Origin of the sequence: Candidatus Synechococcus calcipolaris G9 (genome assembly GCF_029582805.1) — a bacterium.
Classification (GTDB): Bacteria; Cyanobacteriota; Cyanobacteriia; order Thermosynechococcales; family Thermosynechococcaceae; genus Synechococcus_F; species Synechococcus_F calcipolaris.
Genome location: NZ_JAKKUT010000002.1, coordinates 1,095,007 through 1,115,024 on the forward strand (window position 1 = coordinate 1,095,007; position 20,018 = coordinate 1,115,024).

At 51.6% G+C, this 20,018-nt stretch carries 18 protein-coding genes and 1 riboswitch; of the genes, 7 read left to right on the forward strand and 11 right to left on the reverse strand.

All coding sequences use genetic code 11. The features are described 5' to 3' along the window. The first annotated feature begins 156 nt into the window (after positions 1–156). The 3 genes from L3556_RS08205 to L3556_RS08215 all read left to right on the forward strand — a co-directional run bounded on the left by L3556_RS08205 (position 157) and on the right by L3556_RS08215 (position 4,024). Positions 157–465, forward strand: coding sequence for a DUF6679 family protein (locus L3556_RS08205; protein ID WP_277866798.1), 309 nt, complete (start codon positions 157–159; stop codon positions 463–465). A gap of 124 nt (positions 466–589) precedes the next feature. Then, positions 590–2,698, forward strand: coding sequence for a bifunctional arginine dihydrolase/ornithine cyclodeaminase (gene argZ, locus L3556_RS08210; RefSeq protein ID WP_277866799.1), 2,109 nt, complete (start codon positions 590–592; stop codon positions 2,696–2,698). A gap of 15 nt (positions 2,699–2,713) precedes the next feature. Next, the gene (locus L3556_RS08215; protein WP_277866800.1) at positions 2,714–4,024 is read left to right on the forward strand and encodes a hypothetical protein; all 1,311 of its coding nucleotides are present in this window, start codon (positions 2,714–2,716) and stop codon (positions 4,022–4,024) included. Here L3556_RS08215 and L3556_RS08220 read toward each other — a convergent pair. From L3556_RS08220 to L3556_RS08240, 5 genes are all read right to left on the reverse strand, one after another. Continuing rightward, entirely contained in the window at positions 4,013–4,492 is a 480-nt protein-coding gene (locus L3556_RS08220; RefSeq protein WP_277866801.1) for a Dps family protein, read from the reverse strand. The genes L3556_RS08215 and L3556_RS08220 overlap by 12 nt on opposite strands. Before the next feature lie 97 nt (positions 4,493–4,589). Continuing rightward, entirely contained in the window at positions 4,590–4,943 is a 354-nt protein-coding gene (locus tag L3556_RS08225) for a type II toxin-antitoxin system PemK/MazF family toxin (RefSeq protein WP_277866802.1), read from the reverse strand. Next, positions 4,943–5,248, reverse strand: coding sequence for a hypothetical protein (locus tag L3556_RS08230; protein ID WP_277866803.1), 306 nt, complete (start codon positions 5,246–5,248; stop codon positions 4,943–4,945). Before L3556_RS08230 ends, L3556_RS08225 begins: the two co-directional genes overlap by 1 nt. A gap of 98 nt (positions 5,249–5,346) precedes the next feature. Continuing rightward, positions 5,347–5,697: a DUF5615 family PIN-like protein gene (locus tag L3556_RS08235; RefSeq protein WP_277866804.1), complete on the reverse strand. Its 351-nt coding sequence runs from the start codon at positions 5,695–5,697 to the stop codon at positions 5,347–5,349. A gap of 3 nt (positions 5,698–5,700) precedes the next feature. Next, on the reverse strand, positions 5,701–5,931 hold the full coding sequence (locus tag L3556_RS08240; RefSeq protein ID WP_277866805.1) for a DUF433 domain-containing protein: 231 nt from the start codon (positions 5,929–5,931) through the stop codon (positions 5,701–5,703). A 178-nt stretch (positions 5,932–6,109) separates the two neighbouring features. After that, positions 6,110–6,209, forward strand: a riboswitch (TPP riboswitch). A gap of 7 nt (positions 6,210–6,216) precedes the next feature. Here L3556_RS08240 and thiC point away from each other — a divergent pair. Beyond that, entirely contained in the window at positions 6,217–7,599 is a 1,383-nt protein-coding gene (thiC, locus tag L3556_RS08245; protein WP_277866806.1) for a phosphomethylpyrimidine synthase, read from the forward strand. 22 nt (positions 7,600–7,621) lie between these two features. Further along, entirely contained in the window at positions 7,622–8,431 is an 810-nt protein-coding gene (locus L3556_RS08250; RefSeq protein ID WP_277866807.1) for an Rpn family recombination-promoting nuclease/putative transposase, read from the forward strand. Positions 8,432–8,450: 19 nt separating this feature from the next. On the opposite strand, the gene L3556_RS08255 is transcribed toward L3556_RS08250, so the two are convergent. From L3556_RS08255 to hpsA, 4 genes are read right to left on the reverse strand one after another with little or no spacing between them, the layout of a single operon-like run. Next, positions 8,451–9,014: a pilus assembly FimT family protein gene (locus L3556_RS08255; RefSeq protein WP_277866808.1), complete on the reverse strand. Its 564-nt coding sequence runs from the start codon at positions 9,012–9,014 to the stop codon at positions 8,451–8,453. Positions 9,015–9,051: 37 nt separating this feature from the next. Further along, positions 9,052–10,086 (reverse strand): prepilin-type N-terminal cleavage/methylation domain-containing protein, encoded by a 1,035-nt coding sequence (locus L3556_RS08260; RefSeq protein ID WP_277866809.1) that lies wholly within the window; start codon positions 10,084–10,086, stop codon positions 9,052–9,054. Positions 10,087–10,096: 10 nt separating this feature from the next. Beyond that, positions 10,097–10,729: a prepilin-type N-terminal cleavage/methylation domain-containing protein gene (locus L3556_RS08265; protein ID WP_277866810.1), complete on the reverse strand. Its 633-nt coding sequence runs from the start codon at positions 10,727–10,729 to the stop codon at positions 10,097–10,099. 20 nt (positions 10,730–10,749) lie between these two features. Then, positions 10,750–15,783, reverse strand: a complete 5,034-nt coding sequence (hpsA, locus tag L3556_RS08270) for a hormogonium polysaccharide biosynthesis protein HpsA (protein WP_277866811.1) — start codon at positions 15,781–15,783, stop codon at positions 10,750–10,752. A 392-nt stretch (positions 15,784–16,175) separates the two neighbouring features. Here hpsA and L3556_RS08275 point away from each other — a divergent pair, with 392 nt between their 5' ends. Continuing rightward, on the forward strand, positions 16,176–17,228 hold the full coding sequence (locus L3556_RS08275; RefSeq protein ID WP_277866812.1) for a sulfate ABC transporter substrate-binding protein: 1,053 nt from the start codon (positions 16,176–16,178) through the stop codon (positions 17,226–17,228). Positions 17,229–17,247: 19 nt separating this feature from the next. On the opposite strand, the gene prmC is transcribed toward L3556_RS08275, so the two are convergent. Next, positions 17,248–18,177, reverse strand: a complete 930-nt coding sequence (prmC, locus tag L3556_RS08280; RefSeq protein WP_338405716.1) for a peptide chain release factor N(5)-glutamine methyltransferase — start codon at positions 18,175–18,177, stop codon at positions 17,248–17,250. Positions 18,178–18,417: 240 nt separating this feature from the next. Here prmC and L3556_RS08285 point away from each other — a divergent pair, with 240 nt between their 5' ends. Continuing rightward, a complete protein-coding gene (locus tag L3556_RS08285) occupies positions 18,418–18,876 on the forward strand; it encodes a hypothetical protein (protein WP_277866813.1) in 459 nt (152 codons plus the stop codon). On the opposite strand, the gene thrC is transcribed toward L3556_RS08285, so the two are convergent. Then, on the reverse strand, positions 18,863–19,948 hold the full coding sequence (thrC, locus tag L3556_RS08290) for a threonine synthase (protein WP_277866814.1): 1,086 nt from the start codon (positions 19,946–19,948) through the stop codon (positions 18,863–18,865). The genes L3556_RS08285 and thrC overlap by 14 nt on opposite strands. Between the last annotated feature and the right edge of the window lie 70 nt (positions 19,949–20,018).

Here is a 20,018-nt window from a genome sequence, read left to right on the forward strand (position 1 = left end):
ATTAACAGATTCAAGACCCTGGGGCTAGAAAAAATCCCAAAGAAGAGTCCCTGTACCTGTCCAATTGACTGAAATAGACGGTATGCTGTCAGGCAATAGGTCTATACATTACTCCCACTAGCCCGTAGACCCCGTTCCGTAAAGGAGAAATGTCGTATGCTACACCGCAAGCTTTATCAACTTTACACCGATGGCCAGGAGGTCTGGATTTACTTGCGGGATCAACAACGCCTGATTGACCGGGCCCGAATCGTTGAACTAGAAGGGGATTTAGTTACTATCCGCTACGAAACTGAGGAAGAAGATGAGATCTGTTCCTGGGAAGAGATGGTACGCATGGAAAGTATTGGTGCCATTACCCGTCGCCTAGCCTCTGTATCCAAGGGCTTTAGTGAACCCTTAGTTTCCGATGATTGTCCTGAGGCGGAGCAACTGCCCAAGCATTCCCCGGAAGCAGAGCATTAAACCTTCAGGGCCATTCCAGACGGTGAACTAGAGGCTAAAAATGATAAGGTGGTAAGTTGGGTTGCCTAACCTTAGGGTTGGCGATCGCCCCCAAAGCCCCTCACACCATTACCGCTAATTTATTATGAGTTCTGTCCTGCGCTTCTTAATGTGTCCACCCCAACACTACGATGTGGACTATGTAATTAACCCGTGGATGGAAGGAAATATCCATAAATCCTCCCGCGATCGCGCCCAAGAGCAATGGCAAAAACTCTACGAAATTATCCGCGATCGGGCAGAGGTTCAGTTAGTAGAGCCTCAAAAGGGCTGGCCCGATATGGTCTTTACCGCCAATGCCGGATTAGTTCTTGGCGATAACGTGGTTCTAAGTCGGTTTTACCATCCCGAACGCCAAGGCGAAGAACCCCATTTTAGGGAATGGTTTTTAAGCCAGGGGTACACCGTCCATGAACTGCCCTCAGACTTGCCCTTTGAAGGGGCCGGCGATGCCCTCCTGGATCGGGAAGGTCGCTGGCTATGGGCAGGCTATGGCTTTCGTTCCGAACTGGATTCCCACGCCTACTTAGCCAAGTGGTTAGATATTGAAGTTCTCTCCCTGCGGTTGATGGATGAGCGGTTCTACCATCTGGATACCTGTTTTTGTCCCTTGAGCGGCGGCTATCTGCTCTACTATCCGCCGGCCTTTGATGCCTACTCCAATCGTTTGATTGAGCTACGGGTTCCCCCGGAAAAACGAATCATTGTCGGTGAAGCAGATGCAGTCAACTTTGCCTGCAATGCCGTCAATATCCATCAAATTATTATCTTGAACCGAGCCAGCCCAGACCTACGGACAACCCTAGAGCAGGCGGGCTTTGAAATTATTGAAACCCCCCTAACCGAGTTTCTGAAAGCGGGTGGAGCCTCAAAATGTTTAACACTGCGGGTGACGGAGCCAGTTCGGGAAGAGGTTCATGGCAGTGCGTCACTCCAAAGTCGCTTAATTCGCCTAGAGGGGCATCTCTTAGATTCAGGACTGATTAACCGGGCCCTGGATACGATTGTGGAAGGGGGCGGCAGTTTCCAAGTTACCGATTTCCATCTAGGGGAGCAGCGGCAAAGTACATCCCAGGCCAATGTGCGGGTAACGGCTCCCTCCGGCACAGTGATGGAAGAAATCATGACCCAGTTGATTGATCTCGGTGCGATCGCCCCGCCCCAAGAGGTATGTGATAACCAACTGGAAACGGTGACCCAGGCAGGTGTGGCCCCGGATGATTTCTATGTCACGACCATCTATCCCACGGAAGTACGGGTGAATTGTGAGTGGGTGCGGGTTCACGGCCAACGCATGGATGCGGCCATTGTGGTGCAGTCTACCCCCGAAGGCCATCGAGCGGAATGTCGCCTATTGCGGGACTTAGAGGTGGGCGATCGCGTCGTTGTCGGTGTAGAAGGCATTCGCACCGTGCGCAAACCGGAAAACCGAGATCAGCGGGGCAATAGCCAAGAATTTACATTTATGGGTTCTGGGGTCTCCAGTGAACGCCGCGTAGAATTGGTGGTTGAGCAAATTGCCTGGGATCTGCGCCGGATTCGGGACCAAGGGGGGAAGGTTGTCGTGGTTGCCGGCCCGGTGGTGATCCATACCGGCGGTGGCGAACATCTTTCCCATCTAATTCGGGAAGGGTATGTTCAAGCCCTCCTAGGGGGAAATGCCATTGCCGTTCATGATATGGAGCAGGCCATGATGGGCACATCCCTAGGGGTAGATATGAAACGGGGCGTTCCCGTGCGGGGCGGCCATCGCCACCACCTCAAGGTCATTAATGCCATTCGTCGCTGTGGCAATATTAGTGCGGCCGTGGAGCAGGGACTCCTGACCAATGGAGTCATGTATGAATGTGTTAAAAATAACGTCCCCTACGTCCTAGCTGGCTCCATTCGTGATGATGGCCCCCTTCCCGACACCCAGATGGATTTACTCCAGGCCCAGCAAGAATACAGTCGCCTGATTCAAGGCTCCAATATGATCTTAATGCTCTCCTCCATGCTCCATTCCATTGGTGTGGGCAATATGACACCAGCGGGGGTGAAACTGGTCTGTGTGGATATTAATCCAGCGGTGGTAACAAAACTCGCCGATCGCGGCTCCGTAGAATCCGTGGGTATTGTCACCGATGTGGGTCTGTTCCTCAGCCTCCTAGTGCAGCAATTATCGGGCTTAAATCGCCCCTATTCCCTTGTCTAGGAATGCAACCTAGGAATGAAGTGGGCCTATGATATTGTCATTGTCTCTGGCTCGGCCCTAGGTTTTGAGGTTGCCTTTGATTTGAGTCTTTGGGGCCGGGTTGCCTTAGTCATTCCCGAAAAGACCTCCTGGGAGGGTAGCTGGTTACGGCTAATTTTACCGGAGCGACTCTGCGATCGCTTCAACGAGCATCCTAGGGTTCTGCGGGGAGATGCGCTGCGTTCCTGGCTCCAAGGTCAGGTTGAGCGGGTTCAGATGGTCTATTCCAGGGCTGTCTTGGCAGCGGCCGGCGTGGATATTATTGAGGGCATGGGGCAATTTTCCCAGGATAAACCCCTCGGATTGGAGATCCAGGGCGATCGCCTCGAAGCCCCCTCCTATCTGCTATTGGATCAACCGGATAACCCCTTAGACTTAGGGGAAGCCTACGCCAAACTTTTGACTCCCCCTGGCAAAAATGAATCCTGTGCAAATGGGCATCGGGTTTGGTCGGTGCGAGGCCACGGCCCAGAATTAGCAGAATGGATTGGCCTAGCTTGCCTGCTGGAAGAATCGGTGTCTTGGTATATTCCGGGCGATCGCCCCCTGCCCCAAGAAGATGACTGGACAAACCAGCGACTTCAAGCCTACCTGGAAGCCCTCGGTGTTAGGATCTATACCCAGACCCCAGGCTCCCCCCATCCCTCTATCCTGGCACTGCCCCCTAGCCACGGGGGAAATGATCAGGATCATCAAAAAGAACAAGAGAAGACAAGCCTACTGGATGAATGGGGCGGGTTAGGGTTAAGCCAACTAGGACTGCACTGCCATCCTGTCCCCACCGACTCTTTTCTCAATCTCAATGGCTTTCTGAAGGTCAATGGCGATCTCCAAACCCGTCACCCTAAAATTTATGCCTGTGGGTCTTGGCTCAGGGGCTACGATCTTCCCATGACCACAAAAGCAGAGGCCCTCCACATTGGCCGCAACTGTCTACAGAAACGTCGTCGATTCCCAAGGAACCACATACCAATGATCTATAAAGGGTGTCCTTGGTGGCTGACCACTCCCTACCCCCTAGCCCGAGTCGGCTGGAATCTTCGCCAATTAACCCAGTCCCAAAACAATAACGATTTTCGTGGCCATGCCCTGAAAACCTATCGGATTCAAGCCTCTCCCCTCGGTGGCGACTACGGCCAAATCGTGACCCATAACCAACAACTCTTGGGGGCAACCCTGGTGGGTTATGGGGCCATATCCGCCAGTCAGACCTTTGCCCTGGGTTTGCAAAAATCCGTTCCTTGGCCGGACATTTTGGCGATCGCCGGTTGGCAGTTAACTGACTAGGCCATCCCCTTTCGCTAAAAATTCCTTGAGGAACCAACGATGTTTTTGGTGGACTTGAACCAAGCGAGTATATAAGTCCGCGGTGCCAATATCCCCCGCCTCCGTGGCAATATCGGCATCTTGGTGCATTTCCGTAATGATTGTTTCGTGGTTGGCGATCGCCTCCGCAATCATCTCCTTCACCGAGAGTTTACCCGTCGAAGCCGTTACCGTCGCCGTGGGTAAGTAGGTAGCCGGATCCGCAATGGGCTGGCCATCCAACATTAAACTCCGCTCCGCCAATTCATCAACCATGGCAAAAACTTCGCCACCTTGCTCCTCAAAAAGTAGATGCAAATCCCGGAACAGGGGGCCAAAGGTCAACCAATGGTATTTCTTGTAGTTGAGAAACGTCACCAGAGCATTAGCCTGGGAACGATTCAGGGTTGTAATCACTTGTTCTTTCAGGGAGGGTGCAGTCGCAACCATACTAGAGTCTCCTTATGGGATATTACTCAATAGTCAAATCATATCCGTTATGAGTACGGATTTCAAGATAAGTAACTTGAGAGCAATTATTCTGTATCTATACCTCGTATCCTAACGTTACTAACACTACTTCTTCTAATTGAGTCATTGTTTCAGCACTCAGTTGACCTAAGCTCCGAACTAACCGCGTCTTATCCAATGCTCGAATTTGAAAACACAATGCAACTGAATCCTGTGATAATCCACCATCTCCCTGTTTGATGAGCATACAAATCGGTAATGAAGCGCGACGCTGGTTTGTAGTCAAGGGAATAACGATAATCGTCGTTGAGAACCGAGAAACAATGTCATCTTGAAAAATAATGCTAGGACGAACACCGGCTTGTTCAGAACCTTGAGTAGGATCAAGGTTTACTAGCCAAACTTCTCCTCGTTTAAGCTGGTCAGTCATTACTGATCTTCTTGGGCAAGCATCATTGCATAATCACCCATTCCAGCTTCAGCAAGAGAACGATCTTCTTCTGCAAACTCAGTTGCGAGGGCAGTCAACTGAGCCGGATCAAGAACGATGCGACGGCGTTTATCCCGAAATTTGAGAAAGGCAATGAAGTCAGCCACTTGTTGCAGTTGCTCCGTGGTGAGTTGATCGATATCCTGCTTAAGATCTTTGCTAGTGACTGGCATATCAACACAGTAAACGGATTTTTGCGCTATTACTCCATTGTAGATAACAAACAGACAATCTTGAACTCCCACCGATAACCTCTGTGCCGTCCACATCAACGCAGTGTTACGCTGCCGTTGTTACCACAGGCTAGAACTACTCCCTCAGGAATGATAGAAATAGATTTGCTTCACAAAAATCTCATCCGAACTTTATCATCTTCGACAACGCTGAAATGCCCAACCCAATCATCACGTAGGGAGATCGCCGCTACGACCTTTTGAGCCACTATCACACTTGAGGGGGCTGTAATCCGAAACAGGATAATACCGCTGGCAGCAGGAAGTTTCGTGCGAAAAGCAAGTTCGCCAAAATCTTTGTCAAAGGTCAGGAGGATACGGTCTTCTGCTTGGGCACGACTCAATACTTCGGGGTCAGAAATGCCAGGAGATTCTGTACGAATCCAAACCACATCATGTCCCTGCTGACGTAATGCTTCTACAGCATCCAAAGGAAAGTTTTCGTTGGCAAGGAAGCGCATGGACTAGAGCGGAATGGCATAAACTTTTTCGGACTTGAGCATAGTACTGGCATAGCTGAGGCAGGCTTGAATATCTTCAAGGCTGATGCCGGGGTAATTGCGAAGGATTTCATCAGCACTCCAGCCTTGGGCAAGAAGGTCAATGATGAATTCAACAGCAAGTCGAGTGCCTCGGATGATGGGCTTACCAACCAGGATATCTGGGCTAAGAGCGATGCGAGTTGGCTGATCCATAAACAAATCTGAAGTACGTTGTCTTTTTCATTTTATGACAAGAGCAATTTTCACGATCGCCTGCACCACTACCATGTGCAATTAACCTCATCACAGGAATTTTGTGTGACTATGCCCTACCGATGACTTGAGGCAGCATAACAAGGCAATGAACCTTCCAGGCAGAAATGATAGAATAATTCCACGCTAGGGGTGTCTGATTACCACACAGGCTGAGAATAGACCCTTAGAACCTGAATCCAGATCATACTGGCGCAGGGAAGCTGTAAATTGAGGATTTTAATAATGCGTAGCGAATGGATTGCTCCTCGGCGGGGCCAGGCGAATGTCAGTCAAATGAATTATGCCCGCCAAGGCCTGATCACCCAAGAAATGGACTATGTCGCCAAGCGAGAAAACCTACCCCAGGAATTAATCCGCGACGAAGTGGCCCGGGGTCGGATGATTATTCCGGCCAATATCAACCATGTCAATTTAGAACCTATGGCGATCGGGATTGCCTCTAAGTGTAAAGTGAATGCCAATATTGGCGCGTCACCCAACTCCTCAAACTTGGAGGAAGAAGTTGCCAAGCTGAATCTGGCGGTGAAGTATGGGGCTGATACGGTGATGGATCTGTCCACTGGCGGCGGCGATCTGGATCGGATTCGCACGGCCATTATCCAAGCCTCCCCCGTTCCCATTGGCACAGTGCCCATTTACCAAGCCCTAGAAAGTGTCCATGGCAATGTGGAAAACCTGACCGCCGATGACTTTCTACACATCATTGAGAAACACGCCCAGCAAGGGGTGGACTACATGACGATCCATGCGGGTATCTTGATTGAACATCTACCCCTAGTGAAAAATCGCATTACGGGTATTGTCTCCCGTGGCGGCGGCATTTTAGCCAAGTGGATGCTGCACCACCATAAACAAAATCCCCTCTATACCCATTTCAATGACATCATTGAAATTTTCAAGAAGTATGATGTTTCCTTTTCCCTAGGGGATTCCCTGCGGCCGGGCTGTACCCACGATGCCTCCGATGAGGCCCAATTGGCAGAACTCAAAACCCTGGGGCAACTCACCCGCAAGGCCTGGGAGCAGGATGTGCAAGTCATGGTAGAAGGGCCGGGCCATGTCCCCATGGATCAGATTGAGTTTAATGTCCGCAAGCAGATGGAAGAATGCTCGGAAGCACCGTTCTACGTCTTGGGCCCCCTCGTGACGGATATTGCCCCAGGCTATGATCACATTACCAGTGCGATCGGTGCGGCTATGGCGGGTTGGTATGGGACAGCTATGCTCTGTTACGTCACGCCCAAGGAGCATTTAGGCCTACCCAATGCCGAAGATGTGCGGAATGGCCTAATTGCCTATAAGATTGCTGCCCACGCGGCAGATATTGCCCGGCATCGTCCTGGGGCCCGCGATCGCGACGATGAATTATCAGCAGCCCGCTATAATTTTGATTGGAATAAGCAGTTTGAACTAGCCTTGGATCCGGAACGGGCCCGGGAATACCACGATGAAACCCTACCCGCAGACATTTATAAAACGGCGGAGTTTTGTTCCATGTGTGGGCCTAAGTTCTGCCCCATGCAAACCAAAGTGGATGCGGATGCCCTGACGGAGTTAGAGAAATTCCTAGCCCAAGACAAGGAAGTCATGGTTGTGGGTAGCTAAGGTTGATCGATAAGCTAGGAAAATGCGAGATAATCTATGCAAATACCTAGCTGAAAAATATCCCACCGCCTTTACCCAGTGGCTCCTCAACGATGCCTCAGAAGATGTTTCGATCCTGAAAACCGAACTGAATCTGGAACCAATTCGGGCGGATTCCGTGACACTGGTACAGACCCAAGCCTGTATTCTGCATCTGGAATTTCAGGTTGAACCAGAGCCAACTCTGCCCTTACGAATGCTGGACTACTGGCTCAGACTCTATCGCACCCATCAGTGTGAAATTGTCCAAGTCTTGATCTTGCTGCGGCGCACACGGGTTCATGTTCCCGATGCGTTCGAGTTGCCAGCAACAATCCATCGCTATCGAGTCGTGAGACTCTGGGAAGAAGACCCCAACCAATTTTTTCAGATTCCCGCCCTATTGCCCTTTGCGGTCTTAGGAAAAACCGACAACGAATCCGCCCTCTTGCAAGCCGTTGCCGACCAAATTGATCAAATTCAATCGGAGCAGTCCAGGAAAGAACTGAGTACCGTGGTACAACTAATGGCTGGGTTACAGTACAGTAAAGAGCTTATTCAAACTATTTTTCGGGAGGGAATGATGCGTGAATCCGTGATTTATCAAGAAATTCTTCAGGAAGGGCGGCAAGAAGGACGACAAGAGGGAGAATCTACCCTTATCCTCCGCCAACTCCACCGACGACTGGGGATTCTCTCTGATCAGGTTGTTAGCCAGATCCGTGGGTTATCTCTCGAACAATTGGAATCCTTGGGAGAAGCTCTCTTAGATTTTCAAGACCTCTATGATCTTGAAACGTGGCTAGGATCATAACCTTAGCCATTAGAAGATATTAACTATCACAGGCTGTACCGGTTTCCGTTCGTAGGGCCCCCAGCATTGTCACCATGCGAATACAGCGTTGAGCATCTGCTGAGGCATTATTAACGGGGCGAAAGGTGATGCGGCGCGGCGGCGTATTAATAATACTCATGCGACCATCGTACTCAAAGGCAACTTGGTAGGTATCTGCTACTGCATTAAAGCTCGTATTGGCAAGATCAATTTCAATCAAGTTAGAGTCATCGCCCAGTAAATTCTGCCAGTCCCACTGAGCAACGGGGGTTGTGGTTCGGGAGACGGCCCATTGCACTTGACCATTGGATTCACGAAAGGCTGCCACCCAACGTAGATTTTCCCGCCGTGCTCCTCCCTGGGCTAAACGAATGGCGGAAACGGATTCATTCACTGCCACCCGCATTCGTTGATTGTTCAGAAAACCTAGCCAGGAAACGCCACCAATGGCTGCCAGGATGCCGACCATAACTAAAATAACGACAGTTTCCGCCAGACTAAATCCAGCATCCTTCTGTTGCCCTAGGGCTAAGGGTCGCCGAGATGTTAAGAGGTGGGCCATGGGTATCGGTCTCCAAAATCCATAGGATTGCTGTGAATTAGTTAACTAGGGGGGTTTTATTGACAACACCACGATTCAGAATGGTTGTTGATAAGGTGGGACGACGATCGGAGTTTGCAGCGTTTAAGCCCGGTTTACCCGCAGGATTTGCCCGTAAATAAACAAAGGTGGACTGGTTAAGGGTTGAGCCACGATTGAGGACGCAGGCATAAAAGCTATTGGGTGGGCTGGTACTCGCCAAGGGCGATCGCACGTAGGCAACACCCTGAACCGCCGGTGGACAGTTGATGGGCGTGGTGGTTAGATCGGCCCAATTGGCATCAATGAAATCGGAAACCACGGGTAATTCATCCAGGTTTGCCGTAGGAACCGCTGCCTGCTGATTGGTGAATGTGCCGCTAACAACCCGGTAGGGCCAGACTTGAAACTGGTTTTGTCCCGCTACCGTGGGATCAACGTAGCCCGTCGTCTGCACGACATTACTCGCCGTTAGAGTGGAGAATTTACGCAATTGATAGCGTCGTAGTCGGGCCGTGCCTTGCCAGCCACCGCCGGGATTGGTGTCTAGATAATAGGCCACTAGGGTATAGGCCCGCCGTGCATTTTGTACCGATATGCAATCTGTTCCTAAACCTTCACAATTCGTTGGAATGGCTTGGGAGGTGGGATCGTAGGGAACAGGTTCTAGAATCCACATCGCTAAAATGGGTGTAATACCTGTACCAAAGTTGGGAATATGATTAATCAGACCAGGGCAAAAATCTGTATCGCTGGTGGTACCTCGCCCTTCTAAACAGTCACCATCGTAGACGTAGGTGGCCTGGGTGAGGTCAGAGGTAACAAAGTTCATGGCTGATTGCAGGTCTTGCTGTACCTCGTTTAAGGATGCCTCCCGCGCTTCATTTTGCAGCATATCCACGAGAATGGCTCCCAAAACCGTGGAGATAATCGCCCCTACAACAACGGCAACGAGAAGTTCTACTAGGGTAAACCCTTGCTTGCCTGAAGCCAGAGACCCTAGCTTTTGTTGTGGAACTCGCTGCCGCCGAAAACTCTGCCAAAAAGGAACCATGGAATCACCTCTACTGACAGTCGGTAATATTACAAAGGGTTGCCGGATTATCGCCCCGCACCACATCCGTCGTTAGGACAATCAGGGGAAGCCCCGAAGAATCGCCAGAGGCGGTGAAGGTGGCGGGAACCTGTGGAATCGGTACATCGGCACTGGGGGTATTGCCGCCATCAAAGGTGCGTAGGCTATAAACCCGAACCTGCATCGGAAAGGCAATAATTCTACCACCGGCAGTAATTCCCGCCCCTCGATAAACCTGTACGACAAACTCAGCATTATTGAATGTACGCAGACAGCCGGTGACCGCCGTGGCAGGCACTCCAGTGCAGGTCGTCACTGAGGATGGGGGCGGCTGCATCGAGAGACCACCCGGTTGGCCCAATTCTGCTGATACGGAGCTTGCGGGGGGTAGATCGGCATTTTGATAGACCCCCTGCTCCATGAGGGCGCGCATCTGATCCACCTGGGAAATGGCTAGGCCGCTGGCTTGATTGATGCGATCATTTTGCGATCGCGTCGCCGTCACCATCACCAAGGGAGCCGCTAGGGCCGCCAGCAAAATATTGGTAATCACAATGGCGACAACGCATTCCACCAAGGTGAGGCCCTGGTTTAGGTTTTGCGGTCGGAGTTGAACATACATACCTAACGACTCCTAAATTCCTAAGCCGGACAGCCGGTTACAGAAGGATCAATGGTGCCACCGCCATCCCGCTCGGCACAGCGCAAATTGAGGATATAGGGATCATCTGCCGGTAACTCGGTAAAGTATTCACTGCGGGCCCGACCCACAGAAATAAACCGATTGGCTACGGGCCCTGCAGGGGCTAACTGTAGGGCTGGATCATAACCCCACCGCCGTGCAGGTGCGCCGTAGTATTGAATAAGCTCTGCCTGAGGGGCAGTTGTATCATTAAAGGCCGTGTCCGCAGGAATCGCCGTGGCCGGCATATCCCATTGATCTTGGTCAAAGGGGGCCGTCGCCTGGGTGGAAAAGTTTAACTGCAAGAAGGATCCTTGAATCCAGAGGTTTCCCCAACCTTCGAGAAAGCGCGGGAAGTTATGCATACCGCCGTAGGATTGCCGGGGACGGGAGGGTACGGTACCACTCACCATGACTGCATTCACGCGGGTATTGGACGTGCCTGCCCGCGATCGCCCTTGGTTAAAGGCATAGTAGGCGGAGTTGGCGTTGACACCCGTATAATTACCCTGCTGCCCCGTTAGATGATTAATAATCTGGGGCGTACCATTGCGATCCACAAAGACCGGCGTACTTGGGTCAAAGGGATTTTCCCGTAACCAAATATGATCGGCCGGTATAGCTGGATTTGCCTGATTATCGCGGGGACGATTGGCATTCAAGTAGGAGGTGCGCAGATTATTACTAGCATTACCACAACGCAAATAGATGCGATTGGCGGCATTATTGTTATTCACCCGCTCATTGTTAGCCGTATTAGCATTGGGATAGTTGTTCACCACATTTTCCGGTGAAACATTACCCAAACCCACGATGTCATCGTTGTAAGCCTCGGCAAAATAATCATTGGCACTGCCAGGACAGTAGTTATCAGAAACAACGCTCACCGCATCCGCCAAAATTTCCACCGGTCGCCAGGTATCGGTTTCCGGTCGGCCAAAGCGGGCATCTAGGGTTGTCCGTCCATAGAACTGTGCAGGGTTGAAGTCATTGGGTAACCGAACTGTAAACTCTTCAATCCGGTTCCCGTCCGTGGTTGAACCATTAGTGCTATGCCAGTTAAAGTCTCCCTGGATATAGGCCGAGTTATCGGAGATAAACGACATACCGTAAATATTTTGAACCGCCGTTAAGCCCGTCCGATCCACCCGCACCCCATTCAAGAAGCGAAAACCATGGGGGCGACGCATCGGATCCGCAAAGAAATCTACGGGCTTAATGGAAATATTGAAGGGCGGCGACAGGGCCGGGTCGTGGGGCCCCGCTGGATCCGGGTTCATCCAGTTAGAACCGCTGACGACCGGCCGGGCAATGCCATCTTCCCGCACTGCGTCTTCCCGTGCCCCATAGACAATACCGCCCATGGGAAGCCAGGTGTCACCACCAATGGCAGTGGTTCGCAATAGATCAATGTCTAAATCCATCACCCGCACATCCATTTCTTCCCGGCCATTAAAGATGGCGGTATCTAAGAAGGCAATGTTGTGGGCAGCACCGCCAAAATCAATAATCTGATTAAAGCGGTTAGGAAAGCCAGTGGTATTACCCGTGACCGCTGCAACCGGAACGACAAAATCCGCCAGTGAGTCCTTGGGTGTTGCCGCAATGTCAGCGGGGGCAACGGTATTGGGGCCATTAAAGATCGCTGCCAGAGCAGGATACTTGACCACGGTATTAAACGTGCCCGCCAATGGTTCAGTGATAGATCCCAGACGAACAATTGTTGCACCAACGTCGATTTCATCCCCAGCAGCGGGATCAAAACCACCCAAATAGCGAAGATCAACTTCGTTGTTAGAACCCGCATTAAAATCGGTGACGAGGAATCGACCAAATAAGGGCCCCGTTGCAGAGCGGAGTTCAACAATATCATCCTCTGCTAGGACCATAGTCCCTATTTCCAGATCATCAATCTCACTACTGTTGGCAGGAGTTGTGCGATCTAGGTTCGGTGGATCATCCGAAATAGTATTGTCATCCGAAACTGTTCCCGTTACCGTGGGTAGATGCAGAGAAATCGCTGCCCCTGCGGGAATCGGAGTGCCATCCGGTGCATTACCTGCTACTGCAGGATTAGGATTGGTTAAGGTTACCTGCGTCACCCGTCCGCCTACATCCGTTACCGATGCCAAGGTAAATTGTCCGGCTCCAGCGATGTAAACACTCGCCCCCACATCCCCGGCCCCTAAAAGGAAATCGTAGGTAGCGGGGTCTTCAATATTTATTGCAGGGGTTGTGTCCCCTACAGCCGGAATCGTAAAGGCTGCGGCAGTTGTTGCCCCCCGCCGTAATAAGCAAAAACGGGCTTGGAGAAGGGGGTAGGTTCCGGGAATACCGCAGGTATAATTCGCGGGGTCTAAATCAAATATTGCCTGTTCCCGCAGGGCCACGAGCCGCGCTAATTTGGCATTAACATCGGCGGGGAGTTCTTGCAGGGGTCGGGCAGCCCAACTCGCATTGGGAATCAAGCCCGTCACATAGCTATCCGGGGGCGTGTAACCACCGGTCATTGTTAAGGGTGCAGCTACGCCAAACCCAGGGCGAATGAGTTGCACCCGTGAGGTGGTCGCCGTTTCCCGGAAAACATCCACTTCGCCATCGTCGATGTCCAGATCCGATAAGTCTGCCAGGGCATTATTCAAATTATTCAAATTCCCCGTCCCAGTTGGATCCAGGTTGGCATAAAAATCAGTATCTTGTAGCTTCTCGACGCTATCGGCGAGCATTCCCAGGGTACAGGCAGCGGTTTGCTGAAAGCTAATATCTGCCAAGCTGGTATTACCGAGGGTACTATCTAAGGCCCGAGCTAGATTAGAAAAGTTACCACTGCGGGTCGTCGCCGGATTGGGGTGGATGACCCCCGCTTCTTGGCGAGGCGGAAAGGCACCCAGAGCAGTATTGTCGGCACTGTAGGCGACTAGGTTTTCTAGGGCCGATTGCATGTCAGGACTAGCGGGATCGACGGGGGTATATTCCCAGCCATTGGTTCCCCGACCAGTGAAAAAGTCGAGAAAGACATCGGGTGCGCCAGTGACCCCAGCGTATTGATTAAAGGTCACACTCCGCAGGGCCGATTGAGAGGTTCCTGAATGGTAGGTACTCGCCAAACAGGACACAGGGGCAAAGCCACCGGTGGTGTTCCCTGGATAGGTGGGGGTGAGGGGATCGGCAATACCGTTGTTAATGCTGGTTCCCTCGGCCTTGTAGTGATAAATGGCCGTGCTTTGTACCGCCGCCAAATCATCTCGCAGGGCGCGGTGTTGGTAGTATTCACTGCCTCGGCGGGGATTAGTGACATAGGCGTTTGGCGGATCCAGGGGCTTCCCTAGTTCCAGCCGCTCACCCACTAAAATGCGTAGCCCTTCCTGGCGGGCCCGCCGCTCCCAGTAACCGTCTAGACCCAGTTGTTCTTTGGGTTCATTGGCGGGGGGATTATTCCGATTCAGAACCAGGTTGGCAGCAGGGATTGCATCACCAACAACGGAACCGGATGGAATAACGAGGTTGGGGTCGGGATTGTCTAGGTTGCGATCATAAACGGGTTTGGGGCCGTAGCGATCGTCGGCGCGGTAGGTATCGTCAATATAGGGCTTAGGCTCTGGGGCATTAAAGAGGCGCGATCGCTGTACATAAAATTGATTGTCCCAGTTCTCGTCTCGCACCGTATCCCCAGAGTTGGAGGGGTTACTGGCATTGCGGGCGCGGCTAATATCCTGGGTTTGCAATAAAACTGGATTTAATGCCAAAGCATTAACCGCCGTTACGCCACTGGCCACCGAGTCACGATCAGTATTCATGATCACATTCTCAGCTGGGGGGGCGGCATCGCCCGCCGTTACCGGATCCTCTGGGGGCTGGCGATAGACGTGGTAAGTGGAACTACCCGTAAAGGTGTTGAGTTTCATTGAGCCGTTAATAAATTGGCCCTGAAAGGCAATGGGGCCATCCCCTTGACCCGGCTCATTATCCAGTTGGGTAACGGTAATCTCTGAGGAAGAAGCGGTATAAATACAGGAGCTTGGGGCACTCACTAGGTAGGCTTGGAACTGGCTACTATCCCCGACAATCATGCTGCCTTCGGTATGAATTGCACCATTCCAGCGAAAGGCGGGCCCTGGAAAAACCTCTAAGTCATTACGGAACCAAGCTCCCCATTTATTGCCCCGCGCTAGTTCCCGCTCTTGGATCAGGTCGATGGTGGCTAGGGCTTGCCCCCCACCCCGATTTTCAAAAACAAAGGCATCAATCTGAACATTTTTCCGCAGGACTGCTGAGGTAATGGGATCCCAGCCCGCCTCTGCACCACCACCAGCCACATCCCCTAGGGCAGCGGAACAGACTCCGGACTCATCGGTGGTATTTAGGGGGCGATTGCGGGTGACGAGGGCCGCAGCCTTTTGGGCATCGGTTTGATTGAGTTGGGCATCGGTGGGCCGTTGCATCAGGACAGAATAGGCAACAATGGAGTTGGCACTAGGCTGAAAATACCAGGCATTATCAACGGTGCCATCCCCGTCAAGGTCAATGCGCTCTTCATCGTCAAGGGTATAGGGATCGGCAACATCATCCTCTAGGTCTGCATTCAGCATCAGTTCCCGGAGGCGATCTTCCCCAGGAACCCCATTGGGAAAGCGCGGGTCTCGACTAAAGAGGTATTCGAGTTTTGCCTTGGCCCGATCCAATGCTGGGGTTGCCGCATTGAGTACCTGCACATCCTGCCGTTCCCCAGCGACCTGGGTGGTGCGATTGAGGGTGCGCATGGTTAGGGCGCCAACGGTCATGGTTAAGACCAAGACAACTAAGACTGCCGTGGGTAGGACAAACCCCGATCTCCCGAGGCGAAGTCGCTCTGCTGGATTGCCCGGCCGCCCCTGGGCCGCCTTTAATTTCCGCCGCAACCATCGGGATAGTTGCCGAAAGAGATGACGAATCGTGGATAACAATTTGCGGTAGGTGCGCTTATTGAGTCCGAAACGGTTATATCGCTTAGTCATGGGAGTTCCCTAGGGGTGCAAAGAGCGGGCAACAGAGAAAACAGGCTACTTAACTTATTGTGGGCATTATTTTATAAAAAGTTGCAGGCTTCACACTAATTCATAAACAATTTCACAAACAAGTTTCAGAAACACACAAGCAATGGCGGCGGTGTTTTTTGAGTCAACTTTTTGCTCAACAGCTATGGGCATAAATTGAATTCTTTTGGGGAAATTATTTATCCAAAAAATAATTTGGTTTAATTTCACCTCTCCATCATGCCCAGAATAACTAGGAATGGATGTGATCAATATCACCGTTTTGGGAAATTTTAGGGGCTTTCCAAGATACCTTAGAGTTGCGTAGGATGGAGTTCTGTTAATATTTCCGACCGTAGATTGCTATTTATCCTATGTTTGTTTGCCTCAAGGCTATATATCGCTGGTGTGCCCTGTTTATCCTGGGATTAGGTCTAACGGGTCTGATGGCTGCCTGTGGAGTCTTGAGTCCCTATGGGGGCGATCGCCTGCCCAGGGTTGAAGTGGTTCTCTCCTCCTTTGCCGTCACAAAACCAGCCTACGATGTGATTATTCCTAGGTTTGCCGAGAAATGGCAGCAGGAGCATCAACAAATTGTTCGTTTTCCCACCAGTTATGGGCCGTCCGGGGCCCAAGCACGGGGGGTGATGGATGGCCTACCCGCCGATATTGTGCATTTAGCCCTGGGATTTGACGTGGATCGCATTGCTGAGGCGGGCTTGATTGATCCAAACTGGTCAGCACAGTTTCCCAATCATAGTGTGGTTACGGAGTCTGTGCCAGTGATTGTCACCCGTGCAGACAATCCCAAGGATATTACCCAGTGGTCTGATTTAGCCCGACCCGGAGTGTCTTTTGTCACCACCGATCCAAAAACCTCCGGGGCAGCCCGTTGGAATGTGTTGGCCCTTTGGGCATCGGTCATGGAAGCAGGCGGAACCCCTGACCAAGCGGAAACCTTTCTCAGGCAAGCCTTTGGAAATGTGGAAATTCTCAGTAGGGATGCTAGGGAAGCCACGGATGCCTTTTTTAGTCAAGGCCAGGGGGATGCCCTGATTAACTATGAAAATGAGGTGATTTTGGCAAATTTGCAGGGGGATGACCTGCCCTATACCATTCCCGATGTGAATATTCTGATTGAAAATCCCATCGCTGTGGTGGATAAAAATGTGGATCGCCATGGAAATCGTGAGGTGGTGGAAGCGTTTATTGAATTTCTCTATACCCCTGAGGCCCAAACCGAATTTGCTAAGGTGGGCTTTCGTCCAGTTAATCCAGAGGTGGCGGCTGAGTTTGCCGATCAATTTCCAATGGTGAAAACCCTGGTCACGGTGGGTGAGTTAGGCGGATGGACGCAAATACAAAAGGAGTTTTTTGCGGATGGGGCCCTTTTTGATCAAATTCGGGATCGGGGGCGATCGCTCTAATGGGAATGGATGAATGGATCTAGGCAATGGTTTGAGCCATTAAAAATCGTGGAATTTGATTCATATCGGCAGCGATCGCCAGGGATGAGTACTGCCCAAGGCTTTCCAGAAAGGAGATCACCCTATCCCCTTGACCGGCCATGAGTTCCATGAGTAGCCACCCCCCTGGTTTGAGGTAATCGGGGGCAGCGATCGCCAGGGTTTTGATGGCCATCAGTCCATCGGTTCCCCCATCCAAGGCTAAACGGGGTTCGTGATTTTTAACTTCCGGTTGCAGGTGATCAATCATCGAACTGGGAATATAGGGGGGATTACTGACAATGACCTCGATCTTGCCCCGTACATGGCTCAGGGGTTGAAACCAGGAGCCATGGTAGAGGGTAATGCGTTCCTGGAGACCATAGCGGTGAATATTAGTTTTGGCAATGGCAAGGGCCTCGGCACTGGCATCCACCCCATGGATGTGGGACTGGGGTAATTGTTGACCTAAACCCAGGGCGATCGCCCCGGAACCCGTACCTAAATCCAGCCAATGTCCAGTGGTAGGCACATGGCGATCGCGGGTGAGTTGAAGGGCCAAGTCAATTAATTCTTCCGTTTCCGGGCGCGGGATCAGAACTGCTGGTGTAACCTCTAAAATCAAATCACGCCAATGGGCAACCCCCAACAAATATTGCAGGGGTACGGCCTCCTGCCAACGGCGTTCCCATAGCTGACCCAGTTCATCTAGGGAGAGTTTGCTGTGAATATCGCCCTGATGCCAATAGGTTTCTAGGCGCAGATCTAGGCGATTGATATTGGTCACTAGGGTGATCAGATGGGTAAGTTCCTGGAGTCCATCGGGGCGATCGCTGGCAGGAATGATCATTTGCGCCCATTGCAACCATTGCCCTAGATCATCACCAGAGCATTGAAAGGGGAAGTCTGGGTTATCTATCAGAATGTTCAATTTGCTATTGGAGCTAATGGATTTGCACAGATGCCTGAAATTTTTAGGGTTTTTTCACATTGTCTTGTTTTCTGGAGTCAGTCGTATCACAATAGCGGTAGAGATTTCCCTTATATTTCCGAGAATGAGCTAATCTTAGCCATTTCTGGCGGATTCCCTGCCTTGATTCCAAGGTATAAAGGATTTAAGAATACGTCAAAGACTTAGGAATACGTCAACTCACCTTACCACTAGGCAACTGTGACAGATTTAGGGCAACAGGTTAAATACCTCCAGGAACAACTCCGTATTGCTCAAAACCGGGCAGCCGAGTGGCAAAAACGATATGAAGTAGAAGCTCAACAGCGGCGGCAAGATGCGGAATTACACCGTCAAACCTTGCTCAATTCTAAGTCGTCTGCTCCGAACTATTCTGCCAATAGATTAACCCTCCCCCCTTCGGCTTCAGAGTCTGGGGAACGGGCGATCGCCGATGGAGTAGCCAATGAAATTCAAGCGCAAGTCCTAGGGGAAACGGATCCGGTCACATTGCAGGCCCAATTGATTCAAGCCCTACTGGACAATCAACGCCTCACTCAGGCCCTAGAAAGCGAACGGGCCAGTCATGCCAAAACCCGTCAAAGCTTGACTACGGCCCTAGGGGATACGATCGAAACCCTCCAGCAACGTCGCCGTTTGCGTCCCCCTAAAAGCCCATAACGGCGGCAACGTTTTCAGACTGGGCAGAAATATGACGATGGAAGCGATCGCTGTGTTGATCTAGGGCGGTGTCTGGATCCTTGAGGCCATTGCCGGTTAAGACACAGACAATCGTGGAGCGGGGAGGAACCTGATCCCGTAACTTTAGGAGACCCGCCACCGATGCCGCACTGGCCGGTTCACAGAAAATGCCCTCTTCACCAGCTAACAGGCGATAGGCTGCTAAAATCTCGGCATCACTCACCCCATGAAATTCTCCTTGGCTGGCCTGTTTCACGGCGATCGCCCGCTCCCAATTTGCTGGATTGCCAATGCGAATGGCCGTCGCAACGGTTTCTGGATGGGGAATAATTTCTCCCCGTACCAGGGGAGCCGAGCCAGCGGCCTGAAACCCCATCATCCGAGGCAGGCGATCGCAGCGATCCTGTTCCCGATACTGACAAAATCCCATCCAATAGGCGGTAATATTTCCGGCATTGCCCATGGGAATACAGAGCCAGTGGGGAGCATTGCCCAGGGTATCCACCACTTCAAACGCCGCTGTTTTTTGACCCTCTAGGCGGTAGGGGTTCACGGAATTGACCAGCGTCACCGGGTAGCGATCGGCCATCACGCGGACAATGTCTAGGGCCTGATCAAAATTGCCATCAATGGCGATCACTTCCGCCCCATAGAGCAAGGCCTGGGCTAGTTTTCCTTGGGCAACATACCCTTCCGGAATGAGCACATAGGCCCGTAGGCCGGCCCGACAGGCATAGGCCGCCGCTGAGGCCGATGTATTACCCGTACTGGCACAAATGACCGCCTTTGCCCCCGCTTCCTTGGCCTTGGAAATGGCCAGGGTCATGCCCCGATCCTTGAAACTACCCGTGGGATTGAGGCCATCGTACTTGACGTAGACCTGAACATCTCGACCAATGGCCGCCGAAATTTTAGGCACAGGGATGAGGGGCGTATTTCCCTCATTCAGCGTCACAATCGGGGTTTCAGCCGTGACGGGTAAAAAATCTCGATAGGTATGAATCAGGCCATGCCAGGCAGGGCGAATGGGAGCAGAAACAGTCAGTGCCACAGTATCTTCTTAATTTATCTTCTTGATTTACTGTATCTTTTTGAGGTATTCAGGAACGGGTTAACCCACC

Coding starts and splice junctions, on each gene's coding strand:
- L3556_RS08215 (WP_277866800.1), top strand. CDS start 2,714: ATGAAGTGGGCCTATGATATTGTCATTGTCTCTGGCTCGGCCCTAGGT.
- L3556_RS08235 (WP_277866804.1), bottom strand. CDS start 5,697: ATGCGCTTCCTTGCCAACGAAAACTTTCCTTTGGATGCTGTAGAAGCA.
- L3556_RS08265 (WP_277866810.1), bottom strand. CDS start 10,729: ATGTATGTTCAACTCCGACCGCAAAACCTAAACCAGGGCCTCACCTTG.
- L3556_RS08220 (WP_277866801.1), bottom strand. CDS start 4,492: ATGGTTGCGACTGCACCCTCCCTGAAAGAACAAGTGATTACAACCCTG.
- L3556_RS08255 (WP_277866808.1), bottom strand. CDS start 9,014: ATGGCCCACCTCTTAACATCTCGGCGACCCTTAGCCCTAGGGCAACAG.
- L3556_RS08260 (WP_277866809.1), bottom strand. CDS start 10,086: ATGGTTCCTTTTTGGCAGAGTTTTCGGCGGCAGCGAGTTCCACAACAA.
- thiC (WP_277866806.1), top strand. CDS start 6,217: ATGCGTAGCGAATGGATTGCTCCTCGGCGGGGCCAGGCGAATGTCAGT.
- L3556_RS08205 (WP_277866798.1), top strand. CDS start 157: ATGCTACACCGCAAGCTTTATCAACTTTACACCGATGGCCAGGAGGTC.
- argZ (WP_277866799.1), top strand. CDS start 590: ATGAGTTCTGTCCTGCGCTTCTTAATGTGTCCACCCCAACACTACGAT.
- L3556_RS08250 (WP_277866807.1), top strand. CDS start 7,622: ATGCGAGATAATCTATGCAAATACCTAGCTGAAAAATATCCCACCGCC.
- hpsA (WP_277866811.1), bottom strand. CDS start 15,783: ATGACTAAGCGATATAACCGTTTCGGACTCAATAAGCGCACCTACCGC.
- L3556_RS08275 (WP_277866812.1), top strand. CDS start 16,176: ATGTTTGTTTGCCTCAAGGCTATATATCGCTGGTGTGCCCTGTTTATC.
- L3556_RS08240 (WP_277866805.1), bottom strand. CDS start 5,931: ATGGATCAGCCAACTCGCATCGCTCTTAGCCCAGATATCCTGGTTGGT.
- L3556_RS08225 (WP_277866802.1), bottom strand. CDS start 4,943: ATGACTGACCAGCTTAAACGAGGAGAAGTTTGGCTAGTAAACCTTGAT.